The sequence below is a fragment of the Rhizobium sp. P2_G2 genome (assembly GCF_056403555.1).
Genome location: NZ_JBFUFF010000037.1, coordinates 19,379 through 42,348, shown reverse-complemented (window position 1 = coordinate 42,348; position 22,970 = coordinate 19,379). Strand labels below are relative to the sequence as shown.

The following is a 22,970-nucleotide window of genomic DNA, read 5'->3' as shown; positions in this document are numbered from 1 at the left end:
CGGATTATCCTTTCAGAGCCATGATCGCGGATGCGAAATTGTCGATGTCAGCCTCCGTCACCTCGCGGATGGTCGAGTGCCGCATCGGCTGATTTTCCGGCGCGCGCATCTCGTTGGCGAGGTCGGCGGCATAGAAGGGGGCAAATGCTGCAGGGAGCGTGCGGGCAATGCCGCAGGCGTCCATCAGCCGACTGATGAAGGCCGGAATTTCCGAGGTAGTTGCGAGGCCGAGCGCTGCAGCGGCAGCCTTCAAGTCGTCCGTATTTGCTTCGACGAGCCATGGCAGCGAGCTTTCGAAGCCGAGCGCGGTCGCGAGACCGTGATGGATCGGCGCCAGGCCGGCCATGGCGTGGGAAATATTATGGGCAATGGCCGTGCCGCAATTGTCGATCGCGACGCCGCCATAGCAGGAGCCGAGCAGAACTTTTCCACGCGCCTCGAGATCGTCGGGCTGCTTCACCGCCTTTTCGAGATTTGCGGCAATTAGTCGCAGCGCTTCATGGCCGAAGAGCTTGCCGGCGGCATGGGCATTGCGGTTGGTCGAGGCCTCGAAAGCATGAATGAGGGCGTCCATGCCGCACCAGGCGGTCATGTTGGCCGGCAGCGAAACCGTCAGCGCCGGATCGAGGATCACGAGATTCGCCTTGGTTTCCGCGCCCCAGATCCAGAGCTTTTTGCCCTCCGGGCCGGCGAAGATATTGGTTGCCGAAGTCTCGGAACCGGTACCGGCCGTGGTCGGCACCATGATCTTGTTGAGTGGGTTGTTTGGCAGCGGATTGGCGGCCAGCGCGTAATGCATCGGATCCTCGCCGGAAGCTGCCGCACACGCAGCAATCTTGGCGATATCGAGGGCAGAACCGCCGCCGATGCCGATCACCAGGCTTTTGCCCTCGGCAGTCGCGCTGGCCTTCTGCACATGGCTGAGCTTTGGCTCGCCGGCGAAATCGGAGAAMATTTCCGCGGCAATGCCTTCGGCCGCCAGTTTGGAAACGACCTTTTCGCCGAGGCCGGAATTGGCGAGGAAGCTGTCCATGACGATGGCCGCCTTGCCGTTTGTCGCAAGCGGCTTGGCGTGGGCGGCGATATTGTCGAATTCATGCGCCCCGAACCTGATGTCGGGAATCGCGGATAGGGAAAAGCTCATGCATGTCTCCGGGAGGAGCGCCGGGGATGGAAGGGGCGGCGCGAATTCCGTGAGAAGCTAGCTTGTTCGTGGCGCCATTTCCGGCGCCGTTTGCGACATCAAAGCCGGGATAAATGGAGTAAAAAAGCAAGGCCCCGACGGCTCGATTCCGGCGGAGGCCTTGCTGAATTAAGATAGAACGAAGCGGTCAGGCGGCGATCGAAGAGAGGCCGCCAAGGTCGGCGATCAGTTGCGCAATGCGCGTCTTGGCTTCGTCGCTCTTGGCAGATTCGAGATCGGCCTTGGCCTGATCGACGCGCCTGGCCAGCGCATCCTTCCTGAAATCCGAGACGGCCGTTGCCGACTCGGCAAGAACCGTGCAACCCGACGGCAGGATATCGGCGAAGCCGCCGAACACCACGTATTTCTGGCTCTGGCCCGAGGCTTCCTTGACCGTCAGCACGCCGGGGCGGATCGTGGTCATCGTCGGCGCATGATTGGCCATAACCGTCATCTCGCCTTCCGAACCCGGAATGACGACTTCCGTCACGGCGGCCGACAACAGCAGCCGCTCCGGCGAGACGAGTTCAAAGTTGAAGCTATCAGCCATGTCTGTCACTCTTTCCTGAGGGGAAAAGACGCCGCGTGGGCGCCTCTCGGCCTGTCATCAAGCGGCTTCGGCCAGCTTCTTGCCCTTTTCGATGGCTTCCTCGATGGTGCCGACCATATAGAAGGCCGCTTCCGGCAGGTGGTCGTATTCGCCGTTGACCAGACCCTTGAAGCCCTTGATCGTGTCTTCGAGCGCAACCAGCTTGCCGGGCGAACCGGTGAAGACTTCGGCGACGAAGAACGGCTGCGACAGGAAGCGTTCGACCTTGCGCGCGCGCGCGACGGTCAGCTTGTCTTCTTCCGACAGTTCGTCCATGCCCAGGATGGCGATGATGTCCTGCAGCGACTTATAACGCTGCAGCGTCGTCTGTACCTTGCGGGCGATTTCATAGTGCTCTTCGCCGACGACCATCGGGTCGAGCATGCGGGAGGTCGAGTCGAGCGGGTCGACGGCCGGGTAGATGCCTTTTTCAGCGATCGAGCGCGACAGAACGGTCGTCGCGTCCAAGTGGGCGAACGACGTAGCCGGGGCCGGGTCGGTCAAGTCGTCAGCGGGCACGTAGATGGCCTGCACCGAGGTGATCGAGCCCTTGGTCGTGGTGGTGATGCGTTCCTGCATCTGGCCCATGTCGGTGGCGAGCGTCGGCTGATAACCGACGGCCGAAGGAATACGGCCGAGCAGAGCCGACACTTCCGAGCCAGCCTGGGTGAAGCGGAAGATGTTGTCGACGAAGAACAGCACGTCCTGGCCCTTGTCGCGGAAATCCTCGGCGACGGTCAGGCCGGTCAGCGCGACGCGGGCGCGGGCGCCCGGCGGCTCGTTCATCTGGCCGTAAACCAGCGCAGCCTTGGAGCCTTCGCCGCCGCCATGTTTGTTGACGCCCGATTCGATCATTTCGTGATAGAGGTCGTTGCCTTCGCGGGTGCGCTCGCCGACACCGGCGAACACCGAGTAACCGCCATGCGCCTTGGCGACGTTGTTGATCAGTTCCATGATCAGAACGGTCTTGCCAACGCCGGCGCCGCCGAACAGGCCGATCTTACCGCCGCGGGCGTAAGGGGCCAGCAGGTCGACGACCTTGATGCCGGTGACGAGAATCTGGGCTTCCGTGGACTGCTCGACATAGGCCGGAGCGTCCTGGTGGATGCCGCGCTTGTAGGGCGTGTTGAGCGGACCGGCTTCATCGACTGGTTCGCCGATGACGTTCATGATGCGGCCGAGCGTTTCGGCACCGACTGGCACCATGATCGGAGCGCCGGTGTCGGTGACGGACTGGCCGCGCACCAGACCTTCGGTCGAGTCCATGGCGATGGTGCGAACGGTGTTCTCGCCCAGGTGCTGGGCGACTTCGAGAACCAGGCGGTTGCCGAGATTGCTGGTTTCGAGCGCGTTCAGGATCGGCGGCAGATTGCCGCCTTCGAACGACACGTCGACAACGGCGCCGATGACCTGGGTCACCTTGCCAACGGATCCTGCTGCATCAGCCATGATAATTCCTCTTTCTTACCGTCAGAGCGCCTCAGCGCCCGAAATGATTTCAATCAGTTCCTTGGTGATCTGAGCCTGACGCTGGCGGTTGTAATTGAGCGTCAGCTTGTTGATCATGTCACCGGCATTGCGCGTAGCATTGTCCATGGCGCTCATCTTGGCGCCCATTTCACCGGCAACGTTTTCAAGGAGTGCGCGGAAGACCTGCACCGAGATATTGCGCGGGATGAGATCGCCAAGGATCGCGCCCGCGTCGGGCTCGTATTCGTAGACTGAGGTTGCGCCATTCTGCTGCGACACACCCTCTTCCACTGGAGCGGCAGCAGGGATCAGTTGCAGCGCGGTCGGCACCTGCGAGATCACCGACTTGAACTCGGAATAGAACAGCGTGCAGACGTCGAATTCGCCCTTTTCGAACAGGGCAATCACCTTGCGGCCGATCGCTTCCGCATTGTCGTAGCCGATCTTCTTGACCTCGCGCAGATCGACGCGATCGATGATCAGGCTGGCGAATTCGCGGCGCAGGATATCGAAACCCTTTTTGCCGACGCAGATGATCTTGACCGTCTTGCCGGCTGCGAGCAGGCGACGGGCATGATCGCGCGCGAAACGCGCGATCTGCGAGTTGAAACCGCCGCACAGACCGCGTTCGGCCGTGCAGACGATGAGAAGATGAACTTGGTCGCGGCCTGTGCCCGTCATCAGTGCAGGCGCATCGCTCTGGCCGCCAGTCGCTTGCGCGATATTGGCGAGAACGGCGCTCATGCGCTGCGAGTAGGGCCGCGCGGCTTCCGCGGCTTCCTGGGCACGCCGAAGCTTCGCCGCGGCGACCATCTTCATCGCCTTGGTGATCTTCTGCGTCGCCTTGACGGAGGCGATCCGGTTCTTCAGATCCTTAAGCGAAGGCATCCGTTTTCGTCCTCAATCTGCCGATCAGGCGAAGGTCTTGGAGAAGCTGTCGAGAGCGGCCTTCAGCTTGCTGCGGGTGTCGTCGGTGATCTGCTTGTCGGTGCGGATCGCATCGAGAACGGCCTTACCTTCGGAACGCATGTAAGCGAGGAAGGCGTGTTCGAACTTGCCGACCTGGGCGACAGCGATCTTGTCGAGATAGCCGTTGACGCCGGCGAAGATCACCACAACCTGCTCTTCCGTCTTGAGCGGCGAGAACTGCGGCTGCTTGAGCAGTTCCGTCAGGCGGGCGCCGCGGTTCAGCAGGCGCTGGGTGGCGGCGTCGAGGTCCGAACCGAACTGGGCGAAGGCGGCCATTTCGCGATACTGGGCGAGTTCGCCCTTGATCGAGCCGGCAACCTGCTTCATCGCCTTGACCTGGGCCGACGAGCCGACGCGCGACACCGAAAGGCCGACGTTCACGGCCGGGCGGATGCCCTGATAGAACAGGTCGGTTTCGAGGAAGATCTGGCCATCGGTGATCGAGATGACGTTGGTCGGAATGAAGGCCGACACGTCGTTGCCCTGAGTTTCGATGACGGGAAGCGCGGTCAGCGAGCCAGCGCCCTTGTCGTCATTGAGCTTGGCGGCGCGCTCAAGCAGGCGTGAATGCAGGTAGAAGACGTCGCCCGGATAGGCTTCGCGGCCCGGCGGGCGGCGCAGCAGCAGCGACATCTGGCGATAGGAAACGGCCTGCTTGGAAAGATCGTCATAGCCGATCAGGGCATGCTTGCCGTTGTCGCGGAAATATTCGCCCATGGTGCAGCCGGCGAAAGGTGCCAGATACTGCATCGGGGCCGGGTCGGACGCCGTGGCGGCAACAATGATCGAGTACTGCAGCGCACCACGCTCTTCGAGCACCTTGACGAACTGAGCGACAGTCGAACGCTTCTGGCCGATAGCGACATAGACGCAGTAGAGCTTGTCGTTCTCCGGGCCGTTGTCGTGGATCGCCTTCTGGTTCAGGATCGTGTCGAGAATGATCGCGGTCTTGCCGGTCTGGCGGTCGCCGATGACGAGCTCGCGCTGGCCGCGGCCAACCGGGATAAGAGCGTCGATGGCCTTGAGGCCGGTCGACATCGGCTCATGCACCGACTTGCGCGGAATGATGCCGGGGGCCTTGACGTCGACGCGGCGACGTTCGGTAGAATTGATCGGGCCCTTGCCGTCGATCGGGTTGCCGAGCGCGTCGACGACGCGGCCGAGCAGTTCCGGACCGACCGGAACGTCGACGATTGCGCCGGTGCGCTTGACGGTGTCGCCTTCCTTGATGTCGCGGTCGCTACCGAAGATAACCACGCCGACATTGTCGGATTCGAGGTTCAGCGCCATGCCGCGGATGCCGCCGGGGAATTCGACCATCTCACCGGCCTGGACATTGTCGAGGCCGTAGACACGAGCAATACCGTCGCCAACCGACAGAACCTGACCGACTTCGGAAACCTCGGCTTCCTTGCCGAAATTCTTGATCTGGTCTTTGAGAATTGCGGAAATTTCCGCGGCGCGGATATCCATCAGCCGACCTCTTTCAATGAAAGCTTAAGTGTAGAGAGTTTGGTGCGCAGGGAGGTGTCGATCTGGCGCGAACCCAGCCGGACGATCAAGCCGCCCAGGATCGAGGGGTCCACGGCGACATTGATCGCCACATCCTTGCCGGTGACGCCTTTGAGCGCCGCCTTCAATTCGGTTTCCTGCGCTGCTGTCAGCGCATGCGCCGAGGTGACCTCGGCCGAGACTTCGCCGCGATGGCGGGCATAGATTTCGCGGAATGAACGGATCATGCCGGGAATGGCAAACAGGCGGCGGTTACTGGCGGCCACCTTGATGAAATTGCCGGCGAGGCCGGAAATGCCTGCCCTGTCGAGGATCGCCGTGATCGCCTTGAGCTGTTCGTTCGAGCCGAAGACCGGACTCAGGACCAGTCGCTTCAGATCGTCGGATTCGTCGATCAGCGACTGGAAATTGTCGAGAGCAGTGGCGACTTCGGCGAGCGAATTGCTTTCGAGCGCCAATTCAAAAAGAGACGATGCATAACGCTCGGCCACGCCGGACACGGTTTGCGATGAGTCTGCCACGCGCTGGTTTTCCTCATTCCCTAATCAAGCTCGCCGCTGCGGTGCGGTGCAGCAGTAAGAGCCTGAACTTGTTGCATTATTTGCAGAATTCAATGGGCGCAAGGCCCATATCCCCCGATAGCTCGCTTGCCATCTAGCATAGCTCTCCCGGACTCGCAACACAGGATGTTACTGAATGTTACGGCGTTTTCGCGATTCTTAACAAAACCGCTCCGGCAAAGAATCCGTCGGCGAAATAATTTTCTATGCCCGCTTCAAAAAGCCCGATCACATCAGTGACGCGACATAGGTGAACATGATCCCGGCCGCAGCCGCTTCGACAAAGAGGGCGAGAATCGCGTAAATATAGTTACCGCGGTTGAAAGCGAGCGCGATCAGCCGGCCGATCGCGGCAAAGGCGAGTGCTGTGGCAAAAGCCAGGTTTATATAGAGCATCTTTTCGAACGGGGCGTCGCGGGCATGCGGGCTGCCGACCAGCAATATGCCGAGCACGCTGGCGCCCAGCGCGAAACCGCCGGCCGAACGGATGCTGGTGAAGCCGGCCACCGTGATGCCGTCGACGCCAATCACATAGCTCGAAATCCGCGGCGCGAACATCAGCACGATGCCGATCACGGCAATGGCGACATAGGTATAGAAGGCGAGTTGTGATTTCAGTTCTGTCGGTAGGCCAAAATCCATTTCCGGTGTGAACACTTCAAAGAAGTAATAAAAGAGTGCGCCGGCGAGGAAGACCTGCACCAGGAACAGCAGGATGTTGACCATGGTGGCGGAGCGGTCGGACATCAGCGAAATGATGCGGCCGAAGGCGGCAACGGCGAAGGCAAGGCCGAGCGCAGTATAAAAGGGTGGTTGATCGAACATCAGCGCGGTGACTGCGAGGCCGAGCAGAAAGCCGCCGGATGCTCGAAGTTCGGCGATGGCGCCGGGGCGGGTTTCACGGCTTGCAAGGCAGAGGACCTTGCCGGCGGTGGTTGGGAAAAGCAGCATGAAGAGGCCGATGAGGATCGCGACCGCGGCGGCAATAAAAGCTGCCTGAGCGCCGGGCGCCGTCGGATATTGCGGCCAGTCGAGCGAATCGAGCAGCGATTTCAGTGCGTCCATGGTTCCCCTCATGCCCCATCAACGCAATGATCTATGGCATATCCGCAGAAGCGTGGGAATCAGGGGGAGGCCGTCCGCGCGCAATAATTCTCGTATCAAGGTGCGGATATAACAAGGATTCTTGTGGTTGCGGGCAACGCCCGCGCTCATAGGAAGCTTTGTGGGTCGATGTCGATCTGCACCTGGATCGAGGCGCGTTCCTTCGGCCCCTTCTCGACCATGGTCCGGACAAAGCCCTGCATGTCGACGCCGCGCTTGCCATGCACGAGCAGCCTAAAACGATGGCGGCCGCGAACCAGCGCCAGCGGTGCCTCGGCCGGGCCAAGGACAGAGATGCCGGAAACATTCGGAGCTGCCTGCCTCAGGCCGCGKGCGTGGCCTTCCGACTCGTGGCGGGTGTCGGCTGAGACGATGATCGAGGCGAGGCGGCCGAAGGGGGGCATCAGCGCCCGTTCGCGTTCGGCGATCTCGCGTTCGTAGAAAGCTTCGGGGTCGCCGGAGACGATGGCCTGCATGACAGGATGCAGCGGCTGATAGGTCTGGATCAGGCCGTGGCTTTTCAGGCCCGAGCGACCGGCGCGGCCGGTGACCTGAGACAGAAGCTGGAAGGTTCGTTCAGCGGCGCGCGGGTCGCCGTTGGCGAGACCGAGATCGGCGTCGACAATGCCGACCAGTGTCATATTGGGGAAATTGTGACCCTTGGCGACAAGCTGGGTGCCGATGACGATGTCAGCCTCGCCCTTGGCGATGGCTTCGAGTTCGAGCCTCAGCCGCTTGACGCCGCCGACGAGGTCGGAGGAGAGAACGATGATGCGGCGATCGGGAAAAGTCTTTTCGACCTCTTCGGCGATCCGCTCGACGCCGGGGCCGCAGGAGGCGAGGTGGTCGAGCGTGCCGCATTCCGGGCAGGCCTCGGGCGATTTCTCTGCATGGCCGCAATGGTGGCATTGCAGCATGCCGCGAAAACGATGCTCGACCAGCCAGGCGGAGCAATTCGGACATTGGAAGCGGTGGCCGCAGACGCGGCAGAGCGTCAGCGGCGCATAGCCGCGACGATTGAGGAAAAGCAAAGCCTGTTCGCCGCGCTCGACGGTCTTCTCTATGCCTTTTATCATAACCGGCGAGAGGAAACCGCCGCGGGCCGGCGGATGTTTGCGCATATCGACGAGATGCAGGTCCGGCAAGGCCGCGCCGCCGAAGCGGCTGGCGAGATGGACCTTCTGATACCGGCCCTGGTCGGCGTTGACACGGCTTTCGATCGAGGGTGTCGCCGACACCAGCACGACCGGAAAATCGCCGATCCGGCCGCGCACCACTGCCATGTCGCGGGCGTTGTAGAACACCCGGTCCTCCTGCTTGTAGGCCGGGTCGTGTTCCTCGTCGACGATGATCAGGCCGAGATTTTCGAAGGGCAGGAAGAGGGCGGAGCGGGCGCCGGCAACGACATGCACCTGGCCTTCGGTCGCCTGCCGCCAGACTTTTTCGCGCATGCGCGGCGACAGGTCGGAATGCCATTCAGCCGGCTTGGCGCCGAACCGGTCCTGGAAGCGTTCGAGGAAGGCAGGGGTCAGGGCGATTTCCGGCAGCAGGATCAACACCTGCTTGCCCTGCCGGACCGTCTCGGCGATCGCTTCGAAATAGACCTCGGTCTTTCCTGAGCCGGTGACGCCATCGATAAGCGTGACATCGAATTTTTGCGCGCGCACGGCGGCAATCAGGCAATCCGCTGCCTCGCGCTGGGTCTGTTCGAGCTTCGGTTCGGCGTAGTCCGGATCCGGCTCGGCGGTCACGGGCGGAGGTGGCAGGAAAATCTGTTCGAACACGCCATGCGATGTCAGGCCGTCGACGACAGAGGCGGAAACGCCGGCAGCATGGGCGAGTCCCGTCCGCGTCCAGGCCGGTGCTTCCTCGGCAAGCGCAATCACGCGCATCCGGGCAGGTGTCAGACGTTCCGGACGCATGTCGGTGAGGCGCAGGCCCTCGACCATCGGCTCGGGGTCGAAGGCAGTCGGCGCGCGCAGCGCCATACGTGCCACAAGGCCGGGCGGCGACAATGTATAGCTGGCTATCCAGTCCAGGAAGGTCTGCATATCGCCTGACAGCGGTGGGCAGTCGAAAACGGTGGTGATCGGCTTCAGCTTCTTCGGGTCGACATTGTCGTTGCCTTCATTTTTCCAGACGACGCCGAACACCTGGCGGGGTCCGAGCGGCACCTGCACGATCGAGCCTTCCTCGACATGCACGCCGTCCGGCACGAGGTAGGAATAAGGTTTTGGAACGGGTAGCGGGACCATCACCGGCACGGCTTTTGCCGGTTTCGGCGGGTCGAACAAATCCAGCGAATCTTTTGCCATCGCCGGACCATGCACTTGCTTTTGGGCAAAGAAAACATCAAATACGGGGGAAAGCGCGAGACCCAGGGAGCGAACGACCATGAAATTTTTCGTCGACACCGCAGACATCAAGGAAATCAAGGAACTGAACGATCTGGGTATGCTGGATGGTGTGACCACCAACCCGTCGCTGATCCTCAAGTCGGGCCGCAAGATCCTCGAAGTCACCAAGGAAATCTGCGACATCGTCGAAGGCCCGGTCTCTTCCGAGGTCACCGCGATGGACTATGAGGGGATGATGAAGGAAGCGGCTGTCATCTCCAAGATCGCACCGAACATCTGCATCAAGCTGCCGCTGACCTTCGACGGCCTCAGGGCGTGCAAGGCGCTGACCTCCGAAGGCCACAAGACCAATGTCACGCTCTGCTTCTCGGCCAACCAGGCGCTGCTCGCCGCCAAGGCCGGCGCGACCTTCATCTCGCCTTTCGTCGGCCGTCTCGACGACACCGCCATCGACGGCATGGAGCTGATCCGCGAAATCCGCCAGATCTACGACAATTATGGCTATGAGACCGAAATCCTCGCCGCCTCCATCCGCACGGTCAATCACGTCAAGGAAGCCGCGCTGATCGGCGCTGACGTCTGCACCGTGCCGCCGGCAACGCTCAAGGCGCTGATCAAGCATCCGCTGACCGATAAGGGCCTCGAACAGTTCATCGCCGACTGGGCCAAGACCGGTCAGTCGATCGCCTGATTTTTCAAGGCAACGCATCCACTGAACCCGGGCGGCTCATTCCTGCCCGGGTTTTTGTTTGTCCTTTGGCCTGTTCCACCGGGAACAGCGGCGCTGCGTATTTGCTGCGACAAGAGCGTCAACGGGCCGTAACAAACGGTTCGAAAACGAAACCTAAAGACAACAAAATGTTTGGAGTGTTCCCTATGAAAAAGTTCGCTATCGCCGCCCTGGCCGCCGTCATCGCCACTGTTTCGCTGTCCGCCACTGCCGAAGCCGGCTGGCGCTACCGCCATCACGGCTGGCATGGCCGCGTGTTCTTCGCGCCGCGCATCGTCGTGCGCCCGGCCCGTTTCGTCGTCGTCCACGACTACTGCTTCACCAAGAAGGTGTGGGCTTATGACAATTGGGGCAATGCCCATCTGCGCCGCGTCCGGGTTTGCCGTTGATCGCTTGCCGATGGAGTGAGGCTCGCCGCTTCACATGCCCGAAAGCCCGGTTCCTTCAAGGACCGGGCTTTTCCGTCGTCAGCGCTTGACCTGGGCCTGGCGCATCCGCTTCTCGATATGCCTGAGAACCAGCGACAGGCCGATAGTCAGCACCAGGTAGACATAAGCGACCATGGAATAGGTCTCGAAATAGCGGAAAGAGGTGGCGACGGAAATCTTCGCCGCCTGGGTGATGTCGGCGACACCGAGCACGGAGACCAGCGAGGAATCCTTGACCATGGCGACGAAGTCATTCGACAGCGGCGGGAAGATCACCCGCAGTGCCTGCGGAAAAATGATCAGGCGGAAGCGCTGGAAGCGGGAGAGCCCGAGCGCCTTGGCCGCCTCGACCTGGCCCTTGTCGACAGACTGGATGCCGGCACGAAAAATTTCGGCGATGAAGGCGGAATAGGCAACCGTCAACGCGATGATGGCCCGCCACATCAGCGACACCTCACGCACGAGCAGCGTATCGAGCATTCCCGCCCGGATCAGCGGTGCCGCCAGATAATTATAGGCGGCTACCACGGCCGGCGCGCCGACAAAGGCGACGTAGAAGAGCAGGACCAGAACCGGGATGCCGCGGATCAACTCGATATAGAAGCGGGAGAATTGCCTGAGCGACTTGAGATCGGAAAGGCCGCAGAGCGCGACCGCCAGGCCAAGCGCCACGGCAAGGGTAAAGGCGATCAGCGTCACAAGGACGGTGACTTCCAACCCGGTGGAGACGGCTGCGAAAATCTCGCGATAGAGATCGCTGCCGGCGATCAGGACGGCGGTGCCGACCCCGATCACGACGAGGGCGACCAGCCAATATGGAAAGTCGCCCGCGTCGGCAGATTGTGATGATTGGGGCGCCGACATCGAGACGGCGTTGTCGGTCTATTGGCCCATCTTGTAATCGAGGAACCACTTCTTGTTCAGCTTGTCGAAGGTGCCGTCGGCCTTCAGCGAGGCGATCGCCGCATTGACAGGCTTCTCTAGATCGGAGCCCTTGGGGAAAATGAAGCCGAAATCCTCGCTGCCGAGCGGCCCGCCGATCAGCTTGAGGCTGCCACTGGAGGCATCGACATAGCCCTTGCCGGCCGTACCGTCCGTCAGCACGACATCAACGTCGCCGGATTTCAATGCCTGGACCGTGGCGCCGAAGGTTTCGAACAGCTTTATCCGCGGATTATGCTCATTGCCGTCGAGCACGCTATAGACGGCGGTGTAGAATGGCGTCGTGCCAGGTTGGGCGCCGACCAGGCCATCCTTGAAGGCGGCGAAGCTCTTGGCTTCGGTGAATCGCTTCTCATCGCCGCGCACCAGCATGAACTGTTCGGAGCGCATATAGGGATCGGAGAAATCGACCTTCTGCTTGCGCTCGTCCTTGATGGTGATGCCGTCCATGCCGATATTGTACTGGTTGTCGGAGACGGCCTGGATCATCGCATCCCACGACGTGTTCTGGTATTCCACCTTGAAATTCAACCGCTTGGCGATCTCGTCCATCGCGTCATATTCCCAGCCGACCTGCTTGTTGGTCTTGGGGTCGACGAATTGCAGCGGCGGATAGGCGTTCTCAGAGACCACGACCACCTTGCGGCCCTTGAGGTCCGGCAGATCGGCGGCATGCGCGGCAAAAGGCGCTGCGATAACGGCGGCGAGGCCGAGAAGGAACGAGCGACGGAACGTCATGACGAAGGGCTCCCGAGATTGTGGCGGTTCCATGTCATAAAGATGAAGGGGTCGGCTTGGCAAGCGGCAAAGCGGAGCCGTGAGGAGCAACAGTCGCCGGACTGGGAGGGAGAATTTGTCTCAATCGCGGAGGCGCTGCACCTTGTCGAAGAATTTCAGCAGCTGGGCGAGCTCGTGGCCGCGCTTGAGGATGCGGCCCTGGGTGTTGACGATCGAAAAAGCACCCTGCTTGGCGGCGAATTTGGGGTTCTTCTCGATCTGGTAGAGCGGCAGGTCGCCGGAGCGCTTGAAGACCGAGAACACAGCCTTCTCCTTGAAGAAATCGATGGCGTAGTCACGCCATTCGCCTTCGCCGACCATTCGGCCATAAATCCTCAGGATCTGGTTGAGTTCGAGGCGGTGGAAGGTGATCGGCGCCGGATCGCGGGCATCGCGATAGTCCTTGAGATCGACCACCTGGCCTGCGGTGGTCGCTCCACTGTGCTCGGTCTGATCCGTCATGTCGTCCCTTACACGATGTTTCGCTGCCATTGCCGCTGCGATTCACCGGCGCGCCAATGACGAATTGATGACAGTTTGCCTGAAGAGGTCCGAATTGCAAGACCGATTTGATCGGTAATGTTCGGACTTCTGCGTCACATTGTCATGTGGGCACGGTCATTGCGGATGTCGAGGGGCCGAGGCGGGATGAGCCGTGACACGGCGTCACTGCGCGCCGAGCGCCGCATAGTTTTCCAGTATGGCGGCGCCGTAGATGCGGCCGGGATTGCCGTCCTTGTCATGCGCCTGCAACAGGATGGCGCAGCCGTCCTGGCCCTTTTTGGAAATCAACGCCGACGGCAGCTTGATGGTCATCGCCTTGCCATCCCACATGCCGACTGTTTCGAGCTTGGTTACGGCATTTCGGTAGGTTATCTGCTTGCCGGTATTCTCGCCCTTGGAGATCTCCACCGTGGTTTGCTTCTTGAAATAGGCCATCACGACATCGGCCTTGCCGACGCCGGAGCCGACCGTAATCGTCATCTCATCCTTCGTCAGGTCGGCATCAACGTCGACGGGCATGCCGTCGCCGTTCTTGCCCATGCGTTTGAGGTCGGCGAGGATCACGTTGGGATTGGTGGACTTGGCATCGGTCACACCGTTGAGCACGATCTGCGGCGTGAAGACGTTGTTGTTGCCAAGCATCTTCGCATAGCCATATTGGCGGTCGGTGTTTTCCTTCTGGCCGAGTGTGTCCTCCCAGCCGAGATAGTTCCAGTAGTCGATGTGGTAGGAGATCGCCACGACATTGCCGTCGCCGGCGATCTTGAAGAAAGCGGCGTCAGCCTTGGGGCAGGAAGAGCAGCCCTGTGAGGTGAACAATTCGACGACGCCCACCGGATGCGACTCCTTGACCTCTTCGGCCATGCAAAGCCAAGCCGGCGCTACCGCGAACAGGCAGAGCACAAGAGTTGAATAGAGTGGAAGCCGCATGGAAGTCCCTAGGTCCCGGATAACGGCCGACAGATGCACGCAAGATTGCGCGAGCCATGGCCTGCAATGCTCCAGCTATAGCCCAAGACGGCTTCACACCTAAATCAAAATCCCTTGATGGAAACCGGCTCAAAATTTTTGAATTGCATCGGAACCATTTTTCTTGACATACGTTAATTGCATCGGGGTTTCTACAACTTTGACGCTTGGGCGAAAAATCGCACTTTCCGCGTCAAAATTTTCCCTTTAGACATTTTTCGACATGATTTGCACGGATGCGGAGGTTGCATATGAGTATTTTGGACGAAACGGACCGCAGCCTCCTTGCCCTTCTGCAGAAAAATGACAGGTTGTCGCTCGCAGAGATTGGGCAAGAGCTGAAATTGGCTCCGTCCACCGTCAATGACCGCATCAAGCGCCTCATCCGCAATGAGATCATTTCGGGTTTCCACGCAGCCGTGAATCCGGAAAAAGTCGGGCTCGATCTGCTCGCCTTCGTCTTTGTCGGTTGGAATGAGCCCGAGGTGGAAGAGGCTTTCCTGCAAAAGGTCGCCAGCAGCGGGGCCGTGCTCGAATGCCATCATGTCACCGGCGCATGGAACTACCTGCTCAAGGTGCGGCTGCGCAACACGCGCGAGCTCGAACGCTTCCTGGCGCAGGAATTGAAGGGCATCGAGGGGCTGATGCGCACCGAGACCCTGATCGTGCTGTCGTCAGCCAAGGAAGTTTCGACGCTGGACGTCTGACAATCGCGTCTACTGAGGGTTTAGCGCATGTCGCCTGAAAGCGGGAACCGGTTTCAGAATAACGACATGCGCAAAACAAAAGTTTGGAGCGCGGTTCTGATTCCATCAGAACGCAAAGCGCTCTAAAGACCAAGAGGGCCGGCGCTTTCGCATCCGGCCCTCTTATCTGTGTCTCGCGAAGTCTATCAATTCAAAGAAAAGTGATCTCGTCACCCAGCGGCGTGCGCCTGATTCGCTTGCCGGTCAGCGCGAAGACGGCGTTGGCGAGCGCCGGCATGACCGGTTGCGCCGCCGGCGTGCCACCGAGACCGGGCCGGACAGCGTTTTTCAGCAGTTTCACGTGGATCGCCGGGATTTCCATTCGCTGGCGAATTTCGCGGCCGGTGGCTTCCCTGAGCGCGCGGCGGATATCGGCTTCGATCACCGCGCGGCGGATGTTGTCATCGGCAAGCGGGCCGGCATCGACGGCGCAATGGACCGCATCGACACGGATGCCCGCATCCTCTTCGGAAACCTCGATCACTTGTGCAACCCAACTGCCGTTTGAGAAGGCGAAGGCAAAGCCGCGCGCCTTGCCGTCGGCCACGGGTTCCTGCCAGTTCGACATGCGCGCCACGGCGTCGATCAGCCGGGTCGCCACCGGGTAGGGCGACATCAGGCGGCGGCGCAGTTCGAGTGGATCGGTGCCACCGGCATAGGCGATTTCGTCGAGCGTGCTTTCCTGGATAAAGGCATTGTAGGAAAGATCCTGCATGTCATCACGCAGTCTCGATCCAACGATATCGCTCGCCTGATCTTCAGCCCAGGCGCTCGGAGTTTCAGTGCTTTGAACGGATGCGCCATAGTCCGTCTTGGCCAATGTCCAGAACACGCTATGCATGAAAAATACCTCGTCATCTCTTGTGTTGACAAAATATCGAAAAATGTCAGAATGTCAAACATGGAAGCAACCGAAACACTCGACAAGCGAAAAATAATTCTGGAAGCGGCCTTCAAGGTGTTCCTTGCCTATGGCTTCCGGCGCACCACCATGGCCGACATCGCCGATGCGGCCGGGATATCGCGGCCGGCGCTTTATCTCGAATTCAAGAACAAGGCCGATATCTATCGTGCCGGCTTCATGTCGATGCTGGAGCGTACCTTCCGCAATGTCGACCTGGCGCTTTCGGGTCCGGGAAGCCTCTGTCCGCGGCTGGTGGCGGCACTGACCGTCGGCGTCATCGATCCGATGCGCCGAGTGCAGCAATCGCCTCATGGGGCTGAACTGTTCGAGGTCAAGCAGGAACTCGCCGGCGATCTCGGCCAGGACTGGAATGACGTGCTCGAGCAGAATCTCGACCGGGCACTGGCAGCCGCGCAGGCGAACAGCGAAATCTTCCTCGAAGACCATCGCGATCTCAAGCCTTGCGACCTCGCCCGGCTGATCGTCTCGGCCGTCGAAGGCATCAAGCGCCGCAAGAGCGACTGGCACGAAGCCGAGGCCGATATCGGCTGGCTGGTCGAGCTTCTGGTGCAGCCGCTGACCAGGCCGAACAAATCGGCGTCATGAATTCGCCGCAGCATTGACATTGGAGTGGTGCTGCGCCACCTCAATGCCAATCCCGTTGCTCGCGAGTTCTCCTGATGTCCGCACCCGAAGATTTCGACCCCAAGCCGCGCCGCGCAACCGTTGCCGTCAATGTCGGCGGCGTGATCATCGGCGGTGGCGCGCCGGTTGTCGTGCAGTCGATGACCAATACCGATACGGCCGATGTCGACGCCACAGTGGCGCAGGTCGCCGCACTTTCCCGCGCCGGCTCTGAGATCGTCCGCATCACCGTCGACCGTGACGAGAGTGCAGCGGCGGTGCCGAAGATCCGCGAACGTCTGCTCAGGCTCGGCATGGACGTGCCGCTGATCGGCGACTTCCACTATATCGGCCACAAGCTGCTCGCCGACCATCCGGCCTGCGCCGAAGCCTTGGCGAAATACCGCATCAATCCCGGCAATGTCGGTTTCAAGGACAAGAAAGACAAACAGTTCGCCGACATTATCGAGATGGCGATCCGGTACGACAAGCCGGTGCGCATCGGCGTCAACTGGGGTTCGCTCGACCAGGAACTGTTGACCGCGCTGATGGACAAGAATGCGGCTGAAGGCTCGCCCTTGACGGCGCGGCAGGTGACGCGCGAAGCGATTGTGCAGTCGGCGCTTTTGTCGGCTGAACTCGCCGAAGAGATCGGCCTGCCACGCAACCGCATCATTCTGTCGGCCAAGGTGTCCCAGGTCCAGGACCTGATCGCCTGCTATTCCATGCTCGCCGAGCGCTCCAACCACGCGCTGCATCTCGGCCTCACCGAGGCCGGCATGGGCTCGAAGGGCATCGTCGCCTCCTCCGCGGCCATGGGCTATGTGCTGCAGCAGGGGATCGGCGACACGATCCGCGTATCGCTGACCCCGGAGCCGAATGGTGACCGGACGCGCGAAGTCGTGGTGGCCCAGGAACTGTTGCAGGTCATGGGCTTCCGCCAATTTCTGCCCGTCGTCGCCGCTTGTCCCGGCTGCGGCCGCACGACATCCACCGTGTTCCAGGAACTGGCGCAGAATATCGAGCGCGATCTCCGTAAGAACATGCCGGTCTGGCGTGAGAAATATCCGGGTGTCGAAGCGCTCAACGTCGCCGTCATGGGCTGCATCGTTAACGGCCCGGGCGAAAGCAAGCATGCCGATATCGGCATCTCGCTGCCCGGCACCGGCGAAATGCCGGCCGCCCCGGTGTTTATCGATGGCAAGAAGGCGCTGACGTTGCGCGGGCCGAAGATCGCTGAGGAATTCGAGGCGCTGGTGGTCGATTATATCGACAAGAGGTTCGGGCGCGGAGCGCAGGCGGCTGAGTAGCCGAGGCTCTGCAAAGGACGATTGACACACGCTTTTCGTAATGAGTTACTGCGTGCATGGTCTTGGATGATTTGATCGGTATAGGTCTCTATACGCCTGCGGAAGCGGGAAGGCTTGTTCATGTCACATCCGCGAAGATTTCCAGATGGCTTAAAGGGCACCGTGTGGATGGCCAGTTCTACCCGGCTCTCTGGAAATCAGAAGTGTCTCTCGGCGATAATAAACTTTATCTCGGTTTCCGGGACCTGATGGAGGTTCGCGTTGCAGCTGCTTTCATTCAAGCTGGGGTCTCTGCCATCAAGGTCCGCGCTGCCATCGGCTTAGCTCGAGATGTCATCGGCCGCGATCACCCCCTGTCCACACATCAATTTCGAACAGATGGACGCGAGATTTTTCTTCAGCTCGCACAAGAGGATGCTGACGGCCAAGAACAGCAGCGGTTGCTGAATCTGTTTCGCCGGCAATACGAGTTTAAAGGATTTCTCGATCCGCTACTGAAGACCGTCGATTTTGGGCATGACGGCAGCCCTTTGGTCTGGTGGCCCGCGGGCCGCAGGCTCAATGTCGTCATCGATCCGGCCCGTTCATTTGGCCAACCAATCGATTCCATTTCCAGCGTTCCAACTTCTGTTCTCGCTGCGGCGGCGAAAATGCATGGCAATGTTCGCAAAGCTGCCCGGGACTATGACGTCAGCGAAACGTCTATACGTCATGCGTTGGAGTTTGAAACATCGATGGAGCAGCGGTTGGCAGCGTGAAAGTGCTTTTCGATAATTGCACGTCTCCGATTCTTGCCGCCACTCTCCACGGATTCATACAGCATGAAGGACACTCGGCCACCCATATCAGGGATGTAACCGGCCTTCCAAGCGGTCGCCATTCCAGCGATATTGAATGGATTGATTTCCTCAGGCGATCGAACGACGTGTGGATATTTGTTTCCGGCGATGTTCGAATTTTGAGGAATCCCGCGGAACGGGCCGCTTTGCGGTCAGCCGGGCTTCACGGATCCATACTGGCGGCCGCCTACCAGAACACCCCGATGCATCAGGTCGCTTCTATCTTGATCTGGCGGTGGCCGGAAGTCGTCAAGATAATCGAGCTCATCGAGCCGCCTTCGATGCATGAAATTCCGATCAATAAAAACTCGAAACTCCGGCCTCTCCCTTTATAGGCGCTAAACCTATACTCCTGCCGTCAGCATCTTGACGCCGGCGAAGGCGAAGAAGGCGCCCATGCAGGCCTCGATATAGCGGCGCGCCTTGCGATAGCCTCTGACCACGGGCGAGGCGGAGAACATCAGCGCCATGGCATTGAGTGAAACGAGGCCGATCGTCAGGCAGCCGGCGACATAGACCGCCATGATGCTCGACGGCGCACCGGCCGGCAGGCCGAGCGATACCAGCGAAATCCAGATGAACACGGCCTTGGGATTGGTGAGATGCAAGGCGAGGCCCTTGAGGTAAAGCCGCCTCAGGCTCTCCGCATGCAGATCGGCGGCATTGCGCAGGGTGTCGTCGCGGGAAGCGGCGCGCTTGAAGGCCTTCCAGGCGAGATAGAGCAGGTAAAGTCCACCGGCTATCTTGATGACCACCAGCAGTTCCGCATAGGCCGACAACACCGCCGCCAATCCAATGGTGGAGAGCGTTGCCCAGCAGAGCGAACCCGTCATCACGCCGGTGGCAAAGGCCATGCCGGCATTGCGGCCCTTGTTCATCGACGTGTTGATCAGCGCCAGAACGGCCGGGCCAGGGCTGACGACGGCGATGAAATAGGCCGACCAGGCGACGGCGAGGTATGGCAGGTAGTGATGGAGGTTCATAATCTAGGTCCGGATTGGCAATTCCGAATATACGCCTGCCGGGATTCGTTGAAAAACGATTAGAATTGGCGCGTCCATAAGCGAAGTTGATGCGAGGCCCTTTCATAGCGCACCGATAGGTCTCGGCATCCGTGGAAAATCACGCTCGATCTGCCGTCACGGCACGAATTCGACCAATGTGTGGTCCTCGCCCTCGAGCTCCTTATCTATGATCACGGCAATCCTCGTCCAGTCGCCGCCGGCAAGGCCGGCTCCAATCTTGGGATAGCCGATGCGCAAGCCGGAAAACCTGCTTCGTACTGTCTTCATCACCCCTCGGATGGCGTCGTAATCAGCTCTGACGCCTTTGCCTTTGTAATCGAACTGTGTGTAGCCATTGACGACGACGAGACGGCGGCCATCGATATCGACCTCTGCGGTAGAAACCGTACCCAGCTTGTCGCGGGCGCCGGGCTCAGTGGTGCGATCTGCTGCGTAGGCCTGGGGGAATTGTTGCTTGATGGCCAAGGCAATGCCTTTGCCCATGACGCATTGGCAATTGCAGCCATGGATGATGACATCGAATTCACCATCCCGCGCAAGCCGGATTAAATCGCCACGGATGGATTGCATCGTTCGCCTCTCCAGGAAGTCGAAATGAAAAACGCCGGGCATCTCATACCCGGCGTTTCAACTCAGAACTTGCGTTCGATCAGGCAGCCAGATCGCGCAACACCGTCTGCAGGATGCCGCCGTTGTGGAAGTAATCGATCTCGTCCAGCGTATCGATGCGGCAGATAATCGGGATGTCCTTCACGGAGCCATCGCCGTAGGTCACATGAGCGACCGTCTTCTGGCGTGGCTTGATTTCGGCGAGGCCTTCGATCGTCACCAGTTCGTCGCCCTTGAGGCCGAGCGAGGCCCAGGTCGTGCCTTCCTCGAAGACGAAGGGGACGATGCCCATGCCGACCAGGTTGGAGCGATGGATGCGCTCGAAGGACTGTGCGACCACGGCGCGGACGCCGAGCAGGTTGGTGCCCTTGGCCGCCCAGTCGCGCGACGAGCCGTTGCCATATTCGACGCCGGCGAAGATCACCAGCGGCACGCCTTCGGCCTTGTACTTCATCGCCGCATCGTAGATCGACATCTCTTCCTTGGACGGATAGTGGATGGTGTAGCCACCTTCCTTGCCGTTCGGGCCGAGCATGTGGTTGCGGATGCGAATATTGGCGAAGGTGCCGCGCATCATCACTTCATGATTGCCGCGGCGCGTGCCGTACTGGTTGAAGTCGGCCACCGGGACGCCATGGTCGATGAGATAGGTGCCGGCCGGAGAGGCCGCCTTGATCGAACCGGCCGGAGAAATGTGGTCGGTGGTGATCTTGTCGCCGAATAGACCGAGCACGCGCGCACCCTTGATGTCGGTGACGCCGCCGGCCGTCTTGGTCATGCCGACGAAGTAAGGCGGGTTCTGCACATAGGTCGACTGGTCATCCCAGGCATAGGTGTCGCCGGCCGGGATCTGCACGGACTGCCAGTTGGCGTCACCCTTGAACACGTCGGCATATTTCGCCGCGTAGAGTTCGCGGGTGACGTATTTCATGATGAATTCCTGGATTTCCCGCGTGGTCGGCCAGATGTCGCGAAGGTAGACCGGCTGGCCGGACTGGTCCTCGCCGATCGGCTCCTTGGTCAGGTCCTTCTGCACCGAGCCGGCGAGCGCATAGGCGACGACGAGCGGCGGCGAAGCCAGGTAGTTGGCCTGCACGTCCGGAGACACGCGGCCCTCGAAATTGCGGTTGCCGGAGAGAACGCCGGCGACGATCAGGCCCTTGTCGTTGATCGTCTTGGAGATCGGCGCCGGCAGCGGGCCGGAATTGCCGATGCAGGTCGTGCAGCCGAAACCGACGAGGTTGAAGCCGAGCGCATCGAGGTCCTTCTGCAGGCCGGACTTGTCGAGATATTCGGCGACCACCTGTGATCCCGGTGCCAGCGAGGTCTTGACCCAGGGCTTGGATTTCAGGCCCTTGGCGACGGCGTTGCGGGCGAGCAGGCCGGCCGCGATCAGCACCGACGGGTTGGAGGTGTTGGTGCAGGAGGTGATGGCGGCAATGGCGACGTCGCCATGACCGAGATCGAAATCCGTGGTCTCAACCGCATAACGGGTGTTGAGCTGGCCGGGCTTCTTATAGTCGCCTTCAAGGGCGGCAGCGAAGTTCGGCGCAATGGTCTCGAGCGCCAGACGGCCTTCCGGACGCTTCGGGCCGGCCATGGACGGCACGACTTCGCCGAGATCGAGTTCCAGCGTGTCGGTGAAGACGAGATCGGAACCGTCGCCGGTGCGCCACATTTCCTGCGCTTTGGAATAGGCCTCGACCAGAGCGATGCGGTCGGTTTCGCGGCCGGACATGGTGAGGTAATTGATGGTCTCGGCATCGACCGGGAAGAAGCCGCAGGTCGCGCCGTATTCCGGACCCATATTGCCGATCGTGGCGCGGTCGGCGAGCGACATATTGTCGAGACCGGGGCCGAAAAATTCGACGAATTTGGAGACGACGCCCTTCTTACGCAGCATCTGCACGACTGTCAGTACGAGGTCGGTGGCGGTGACGCCTTCCTTGAGCTTGCCGGTCAACTTGAAGCCGATCACTTCCGGCAGCAGCATGGAGACGGGCTGGCCGAGCATGGCGGCTTCCGCTTCGATACCGCCGACGCCCCAGCCGAGCACGCCCAAGCCGTTGATCATCGTGGTATGCGAATCAGTGCCGACGCAGGTGTCGGGATAAGCGACCGTGTCGCCATCCTCTTCCTTGGTCCAGACGGTCTGGCCGAGATATTCGAGATTGACCTGATGACAGATGCCGGTGCCGGGCGGCACGACGCGGAAATTCTTGAACGCCTGCTGGCCCCATTTGAGGAAGCGGTAACGCTCGCCGTTGCGCTGGTATTCGAGCTCGACATTCCGGGCAAAGGCCTGCGGCGTGCCGAATTCGTCGACGATGACGGAGTGATCGATGACGAGGTCGACGGGCACGAGCGGGTTGATCTTCTCAGCGTCGCCGCCGAGCGCCTTGATGCCGTCACGCATGGCCGCGAGATCGACGACGGCGGGAACGCCGGTGAAATCCTGCATCAGCACGCGGGCGGGGCGATAGGCGATTTCGTATTCGGTCAGGCCTTTGTTAACCAGCCATTCGGCCACGGCCTTGATGTCGTCCTTGGTGACGGAACGGTCATCCTCGTTGCGGAGCAGATTCTCCAGCAACACCTTCATGGAATAGGGAAGCTTAGAAATACCGGCCAGCCCGTTGGCTTCCGCCTTCGGCAGGCTGTAGTAGACATAGTCCTTGCCGTTCACGGTGAGGGTGGAGCGACAATTGAAACTATCGAGGGATTGAGACATAGATAGACCCGTTTCGTCTGATCGTCTGAACTGACGTGCGAACGCCCGGCGCGAACGCGCCTATGGGATGCGGGTGCAACCATTTCCG

The 22,970-nt window shown here is 60.5% G+C and carries 23 protein-coding genes; 7 read left to right on the top strand and 16 right to left on the bottom strand.

The window, feature by feature from the left end:
- Window positions 1–4: 4 nt before the first annotated feature.
- The 8 genes from AC1D06_RS23385 to AC1D06_RS23350 all read right to left on the bottom strand — a co-directional run bounded on the left by AC1D06_RS23385 (window position 5) and on the right by AC1D06_RS23350 (window position 9,702).
- On the bottom strand, window positions 5–1,144 hold the full coding sequence (locus AC1D06_RS23385; protein ID WP_477988190.1) for an iron-containing alcohol dehydrogenase: 1,140 nt from the start codon (window positions 1,142–1,144) through the stop codon (window positions 5–7).
- Between the two features lie 187 nt (window positions 1,145–1,331).
- The gene (locus AC1D06_RS23380; RefSeq protein WP_477988189.1) at window positions 1,332–1,733 is read right to left on the bottom strand and encodes a F0F1 ATP synthase subunit epsilon; all 402 of its coding nucleotides are present in this window, start codon (window positions 1,731–1,733) and stop codon (window positions 1,332–1,334) included.
- Between the two features lie 57 nt (window positions 1,734–1,790).
- Window positions 1,791–3,221 carry a F0F1 ATP synthase subunit beta gene (atpD, locus tag AC1D06_RS23375; protein WP_477988188.1) on the bottom strand — a complete coding sequence of 477 codons (1,431 nt, stop codon included), beginning with the start codon at window positions 3,219–3,221 and terminating at the stop codon, window positions 1,791–1,793.
- Window positions 3,222–3,242: 21 nt separating this feature from the next.
- Window positions 3,243–4,130, bottom strand: coding sequence for a F0F1 ATP synthase subunit gamma (locus AC1D06_RS23370; protein WP_477874995.1), 888 nt, complete (start codon window positions 4,128–4,130; stop codon window positions 3,243–3,245).
- A gap of 24 nt (window positions 4,131–4,154) precedes the next feature.
- Window positions 4,155–5,684, bottom strand: a complete 1,530-nt coding sequence (atpA, locus tag AC1D06_RS23365) for a F0F1 ATP synthase subunit alpha (RefSeq protein WP_477874997.1) — start codon at window positions 5,682–5,684, stop codon at window positions 4,155–4,157.
- Window positions 5,684–6,244, bottom strand: a complete 561-nt coding sequence (locus AC1D06_RS23360) for a F0F1 ATP synthase subunit delta (RefSeq protein ID WP_477874999.1) — start codon at window positions 6,242–6,244, stop codon at window positions 5,684–5,686. The genes atpA and AC1D06_RS23360 overlap by 1 nt, the downstream gene beginning before the upstream one ends.
- A gap of 267 nt (window positions 6,245–6,511) precedes the next feature.
- Window positions 6,512–7,348 (bottom strand): hypothetical protein, encoded by an 837-nt coding sequence (locus AC1D06_RS23355; RefSeq protein WP_477988187.1) that lies wholly within the window; start codon window positions 7,346–7,348, stop codon window positions 6,512–6,514.
- A gap of 146 nt (window positions 7,349–7,494) precedes the next feature.
- Complete coding sequence (locus AC1D06_RS23350) at window positions 7,495–9,702, bottom strand: primosomal protein N' (RefSeq protein ID WP_477988209.1); 2,208 nt, start codon at window positions 9,700–9,702, stop codon at window positions 7,495–7,497.
- 79 nt (window positions 9,703–9,781) lie between these two features.
- Between AC1D06_RS23350 and fsa the strand changes: the two genes are divergently transcribed.
- Together fsa and AC1D06_RS23340 are read left to right on the top strand one after the other, a co-directional pair.
- Complete coding sequence (gene fsa, locus AC1D06_RS23345; protein ID WP_477875005.1) at window positions 9,782–10,435, top strand: fructose-6-phosphate aldolase; 654 nt, start codon at window positions 9,782–9,784, stop codon at window positions 10,433–10,435.
- 185 nt (window positions 10,436–10,620) lie between these two features.
- Complete coding sequence (locus AC1D06_RS23340) at window positions 10,621–10,863, top strand: hypothetical protein (protein ID WP_477875007.1); 243 nt, start codon at window positions 10,621–10,623, stop codon at window positions 10,861–10,863.
- A gap of 78 nt (window positions 10,864–10,941) precedes the next feature.
- Here the strand turns inward: AC1D06_RS23340 and AC1D06_RS23335 are convergent, their stop codons facing one another.
- The 4 genes from AC1D06_RS23335 to AC1D06_RS23320 form a co-directional block, all read right to left on the bottom strand.
- Window positions 10,942–11,766: an amino acid ABC transporter permease gene (locus AC1D06_RS23335; protein ID WP_477988186.1), complete on the bottom strand. Its 825-nt coding sequence runs from the start codon at window positions 11,764–11,766 to the stop codon at window positions 10,942–10,944.
- A gap of 18 nt (window positions 11,767–11,784) precedes the next feature.
- The gene (locus tag AC1D06_RS23330) at window positions 11,785–12,582 is read right to left on the bottom strand and encodes a transporter substrate-binding domain-containing protein (RefSeq protein ID WP_477875011.1); all 798 of its coding nucleotides are present in this window, start codon (window positions 12,580–12,582) and stop codon (window positions 11,785–11,787) included.
- Window positions 12,583–12,702: 120 nt separating this feature from the next.
- A complete protein-coding gene (locus AC1D06_RS23325) occupies window positions 12,703–13,083 on the bottom strand; it encodes a DUF2794 domain-containing protein (RefSeq protein ID WP_477875013.1) in 381 nt (126 codons plus the stop codon).
- A gap of 204 nt (window positions 13,084–13,287) precedes the next feature.
- Window positions 13,288–14,055, bottom strand: coding sequence for a DUF1223 domain-containing protein (locus tag AC1D06_RS23320; RefSeq protein WP_477875015.1), 768 nt, complete (start codon window positions 14,053–14,055; stop codon window positions 13,288–13,290).
- A gap of 290 nt (window positions 14,056–14,345) precedes the next feature.
- Here AC1D06_RS23320 and AC1D06_RS23315 point away from each other — a divergent pair, with 290 nt between their 5' ends.
- Window positions 14,346–14,801: an Lrp/AsnC family transcriptional regulator gene (locus tag AC1D06_RS23315; protein ID WP_477875017.1), complete on the top strand. Its 456-nt coding sequence runs from the start codon at window positions 14,346–14,348 to the stop codon at window positions 14,799–14,801.
- 190 nt (window positions 14,802–14,991) lie between these two features.
- On the opposite strand, the gene AC1D06_RS23310 is transcribed toward AC1D06_RS23315, so the two are convergent.
- Window positions 14,992–15,681, bottom strand: a complete 690-nt coding sequence (locus AC1D06_RS23310; RefSeq protein ID WP_477988185.1) for a hypothetical protein — start codon at window positions 15,679–15,681, stop codon at window positions 14,992–14,994.
- 60 nt (window positions 15,682–15,741) lie between these two features.
- On the opposite strand from AC1D06_RS23310, the gene AC1D06_RS23305 reads away from it, so the two are divergent.
- From AC1D06_RS23305 to AC1D06_RS23290, 4 genes are all read left to right on the top strand, one after another.
- Window positions 15,742–16,350: a TetR/AcrR family transcriptional regulator gene (locus AC1D06_RS23305; protein WP_477988184.1), complete on the top strand. Its 609-nt coding sequence runs from the start codon at window positions 15,742–15,744 to the stop codon at window positions 16,348–16,350.
- Window positions 16,351–16,424: 74 nt separating this feature from the next.
- Entirely contained in the window at window positions 16,425–17,678 is a 1,254-nt protein-coding gene (gene ispG / locus AC1D06_RS23300; protein ID WP_477988183.1) for a flavodoxin-dependent (E)-4-hydroxy-3-methylbut-2-enyl-diphosphate synthase, read from the top strand.
- Between the two features lie 56 nt (window positions 17,679–17,734).
- Window positions 17,735–18,436, top strand: coding sequence for a hypothetical protein (locus AC1D06_RS23295; protein ID WP_477988182.1), 702 nt, complete (start codon window positions 17,735–17,737; stop codon window positions 18,434–18,436).
- Complete coding sequence (locus tag AC1D06_RS23290; RefSeq protein ID WP_477875027.1) at window positions 18,433–18,852, top strand: PIN-like domain-containing protein; 420 nt, start codon at window positions 18,433–18,435, stop codon at window positions 18,850–18,852. Before AC1D06_RS23295 ends, AC1D06_RS23290 begins: the two co-directional genes overlap by 4 nt.
- 9 nt (window positions 18,853–18,861) lie before the next feature.
- Here the strand turns inward: AC1D06_RS23290 and AC1D06_RS23285 are convergent, their stop codons facing one another.
- From AC1D06_RS23285 to acnA, 3 genes are all read right to left on the bottom strand, one after another.
- Window positions 18,862–19,500 carry a LysE family translocator gene (locus tag AC1D06_RS23285; RefSeq protein ID WP_477875029.1) on the bottom strand — a complete coding sequence of 213 codons (639 nt, stop codon included), beginning with the start codon at window positions 19,498–19,500 and terminating at the stop codon, window positions 18,862–18,864.
- A 156-nt stretch (window positions 19,501–19,656) separates the two neighbouring features.
- Window positions 19,657–20,112: a macro domain-containing protein gene (locus AC1D06_RS23280; RefSeq protein ID WP_477988181.1), complete on the bottom strand. Its 456-nt coding sequence runs from the start codon at window positions 20,110–20,112 to the stop codon at window positions 19,657–19,659.
- A gap of 79 nt (window positions 20,113–20,191) precedes the next feature.
- Window positions 20,192–22,882 (bottom strand): aconitate hydratase AcnA, encoded by a 2,691-nt coding sequence (acnA, locus tag AC1D06_RS23275; protein WP_477988180.1) that lies wholly within the window; start codon window positions 22,880–22,882, stop codon window positions 20,192–20,194.
- Window positions 22,883–22,970 lie beyond the last annotated feature (88 nt).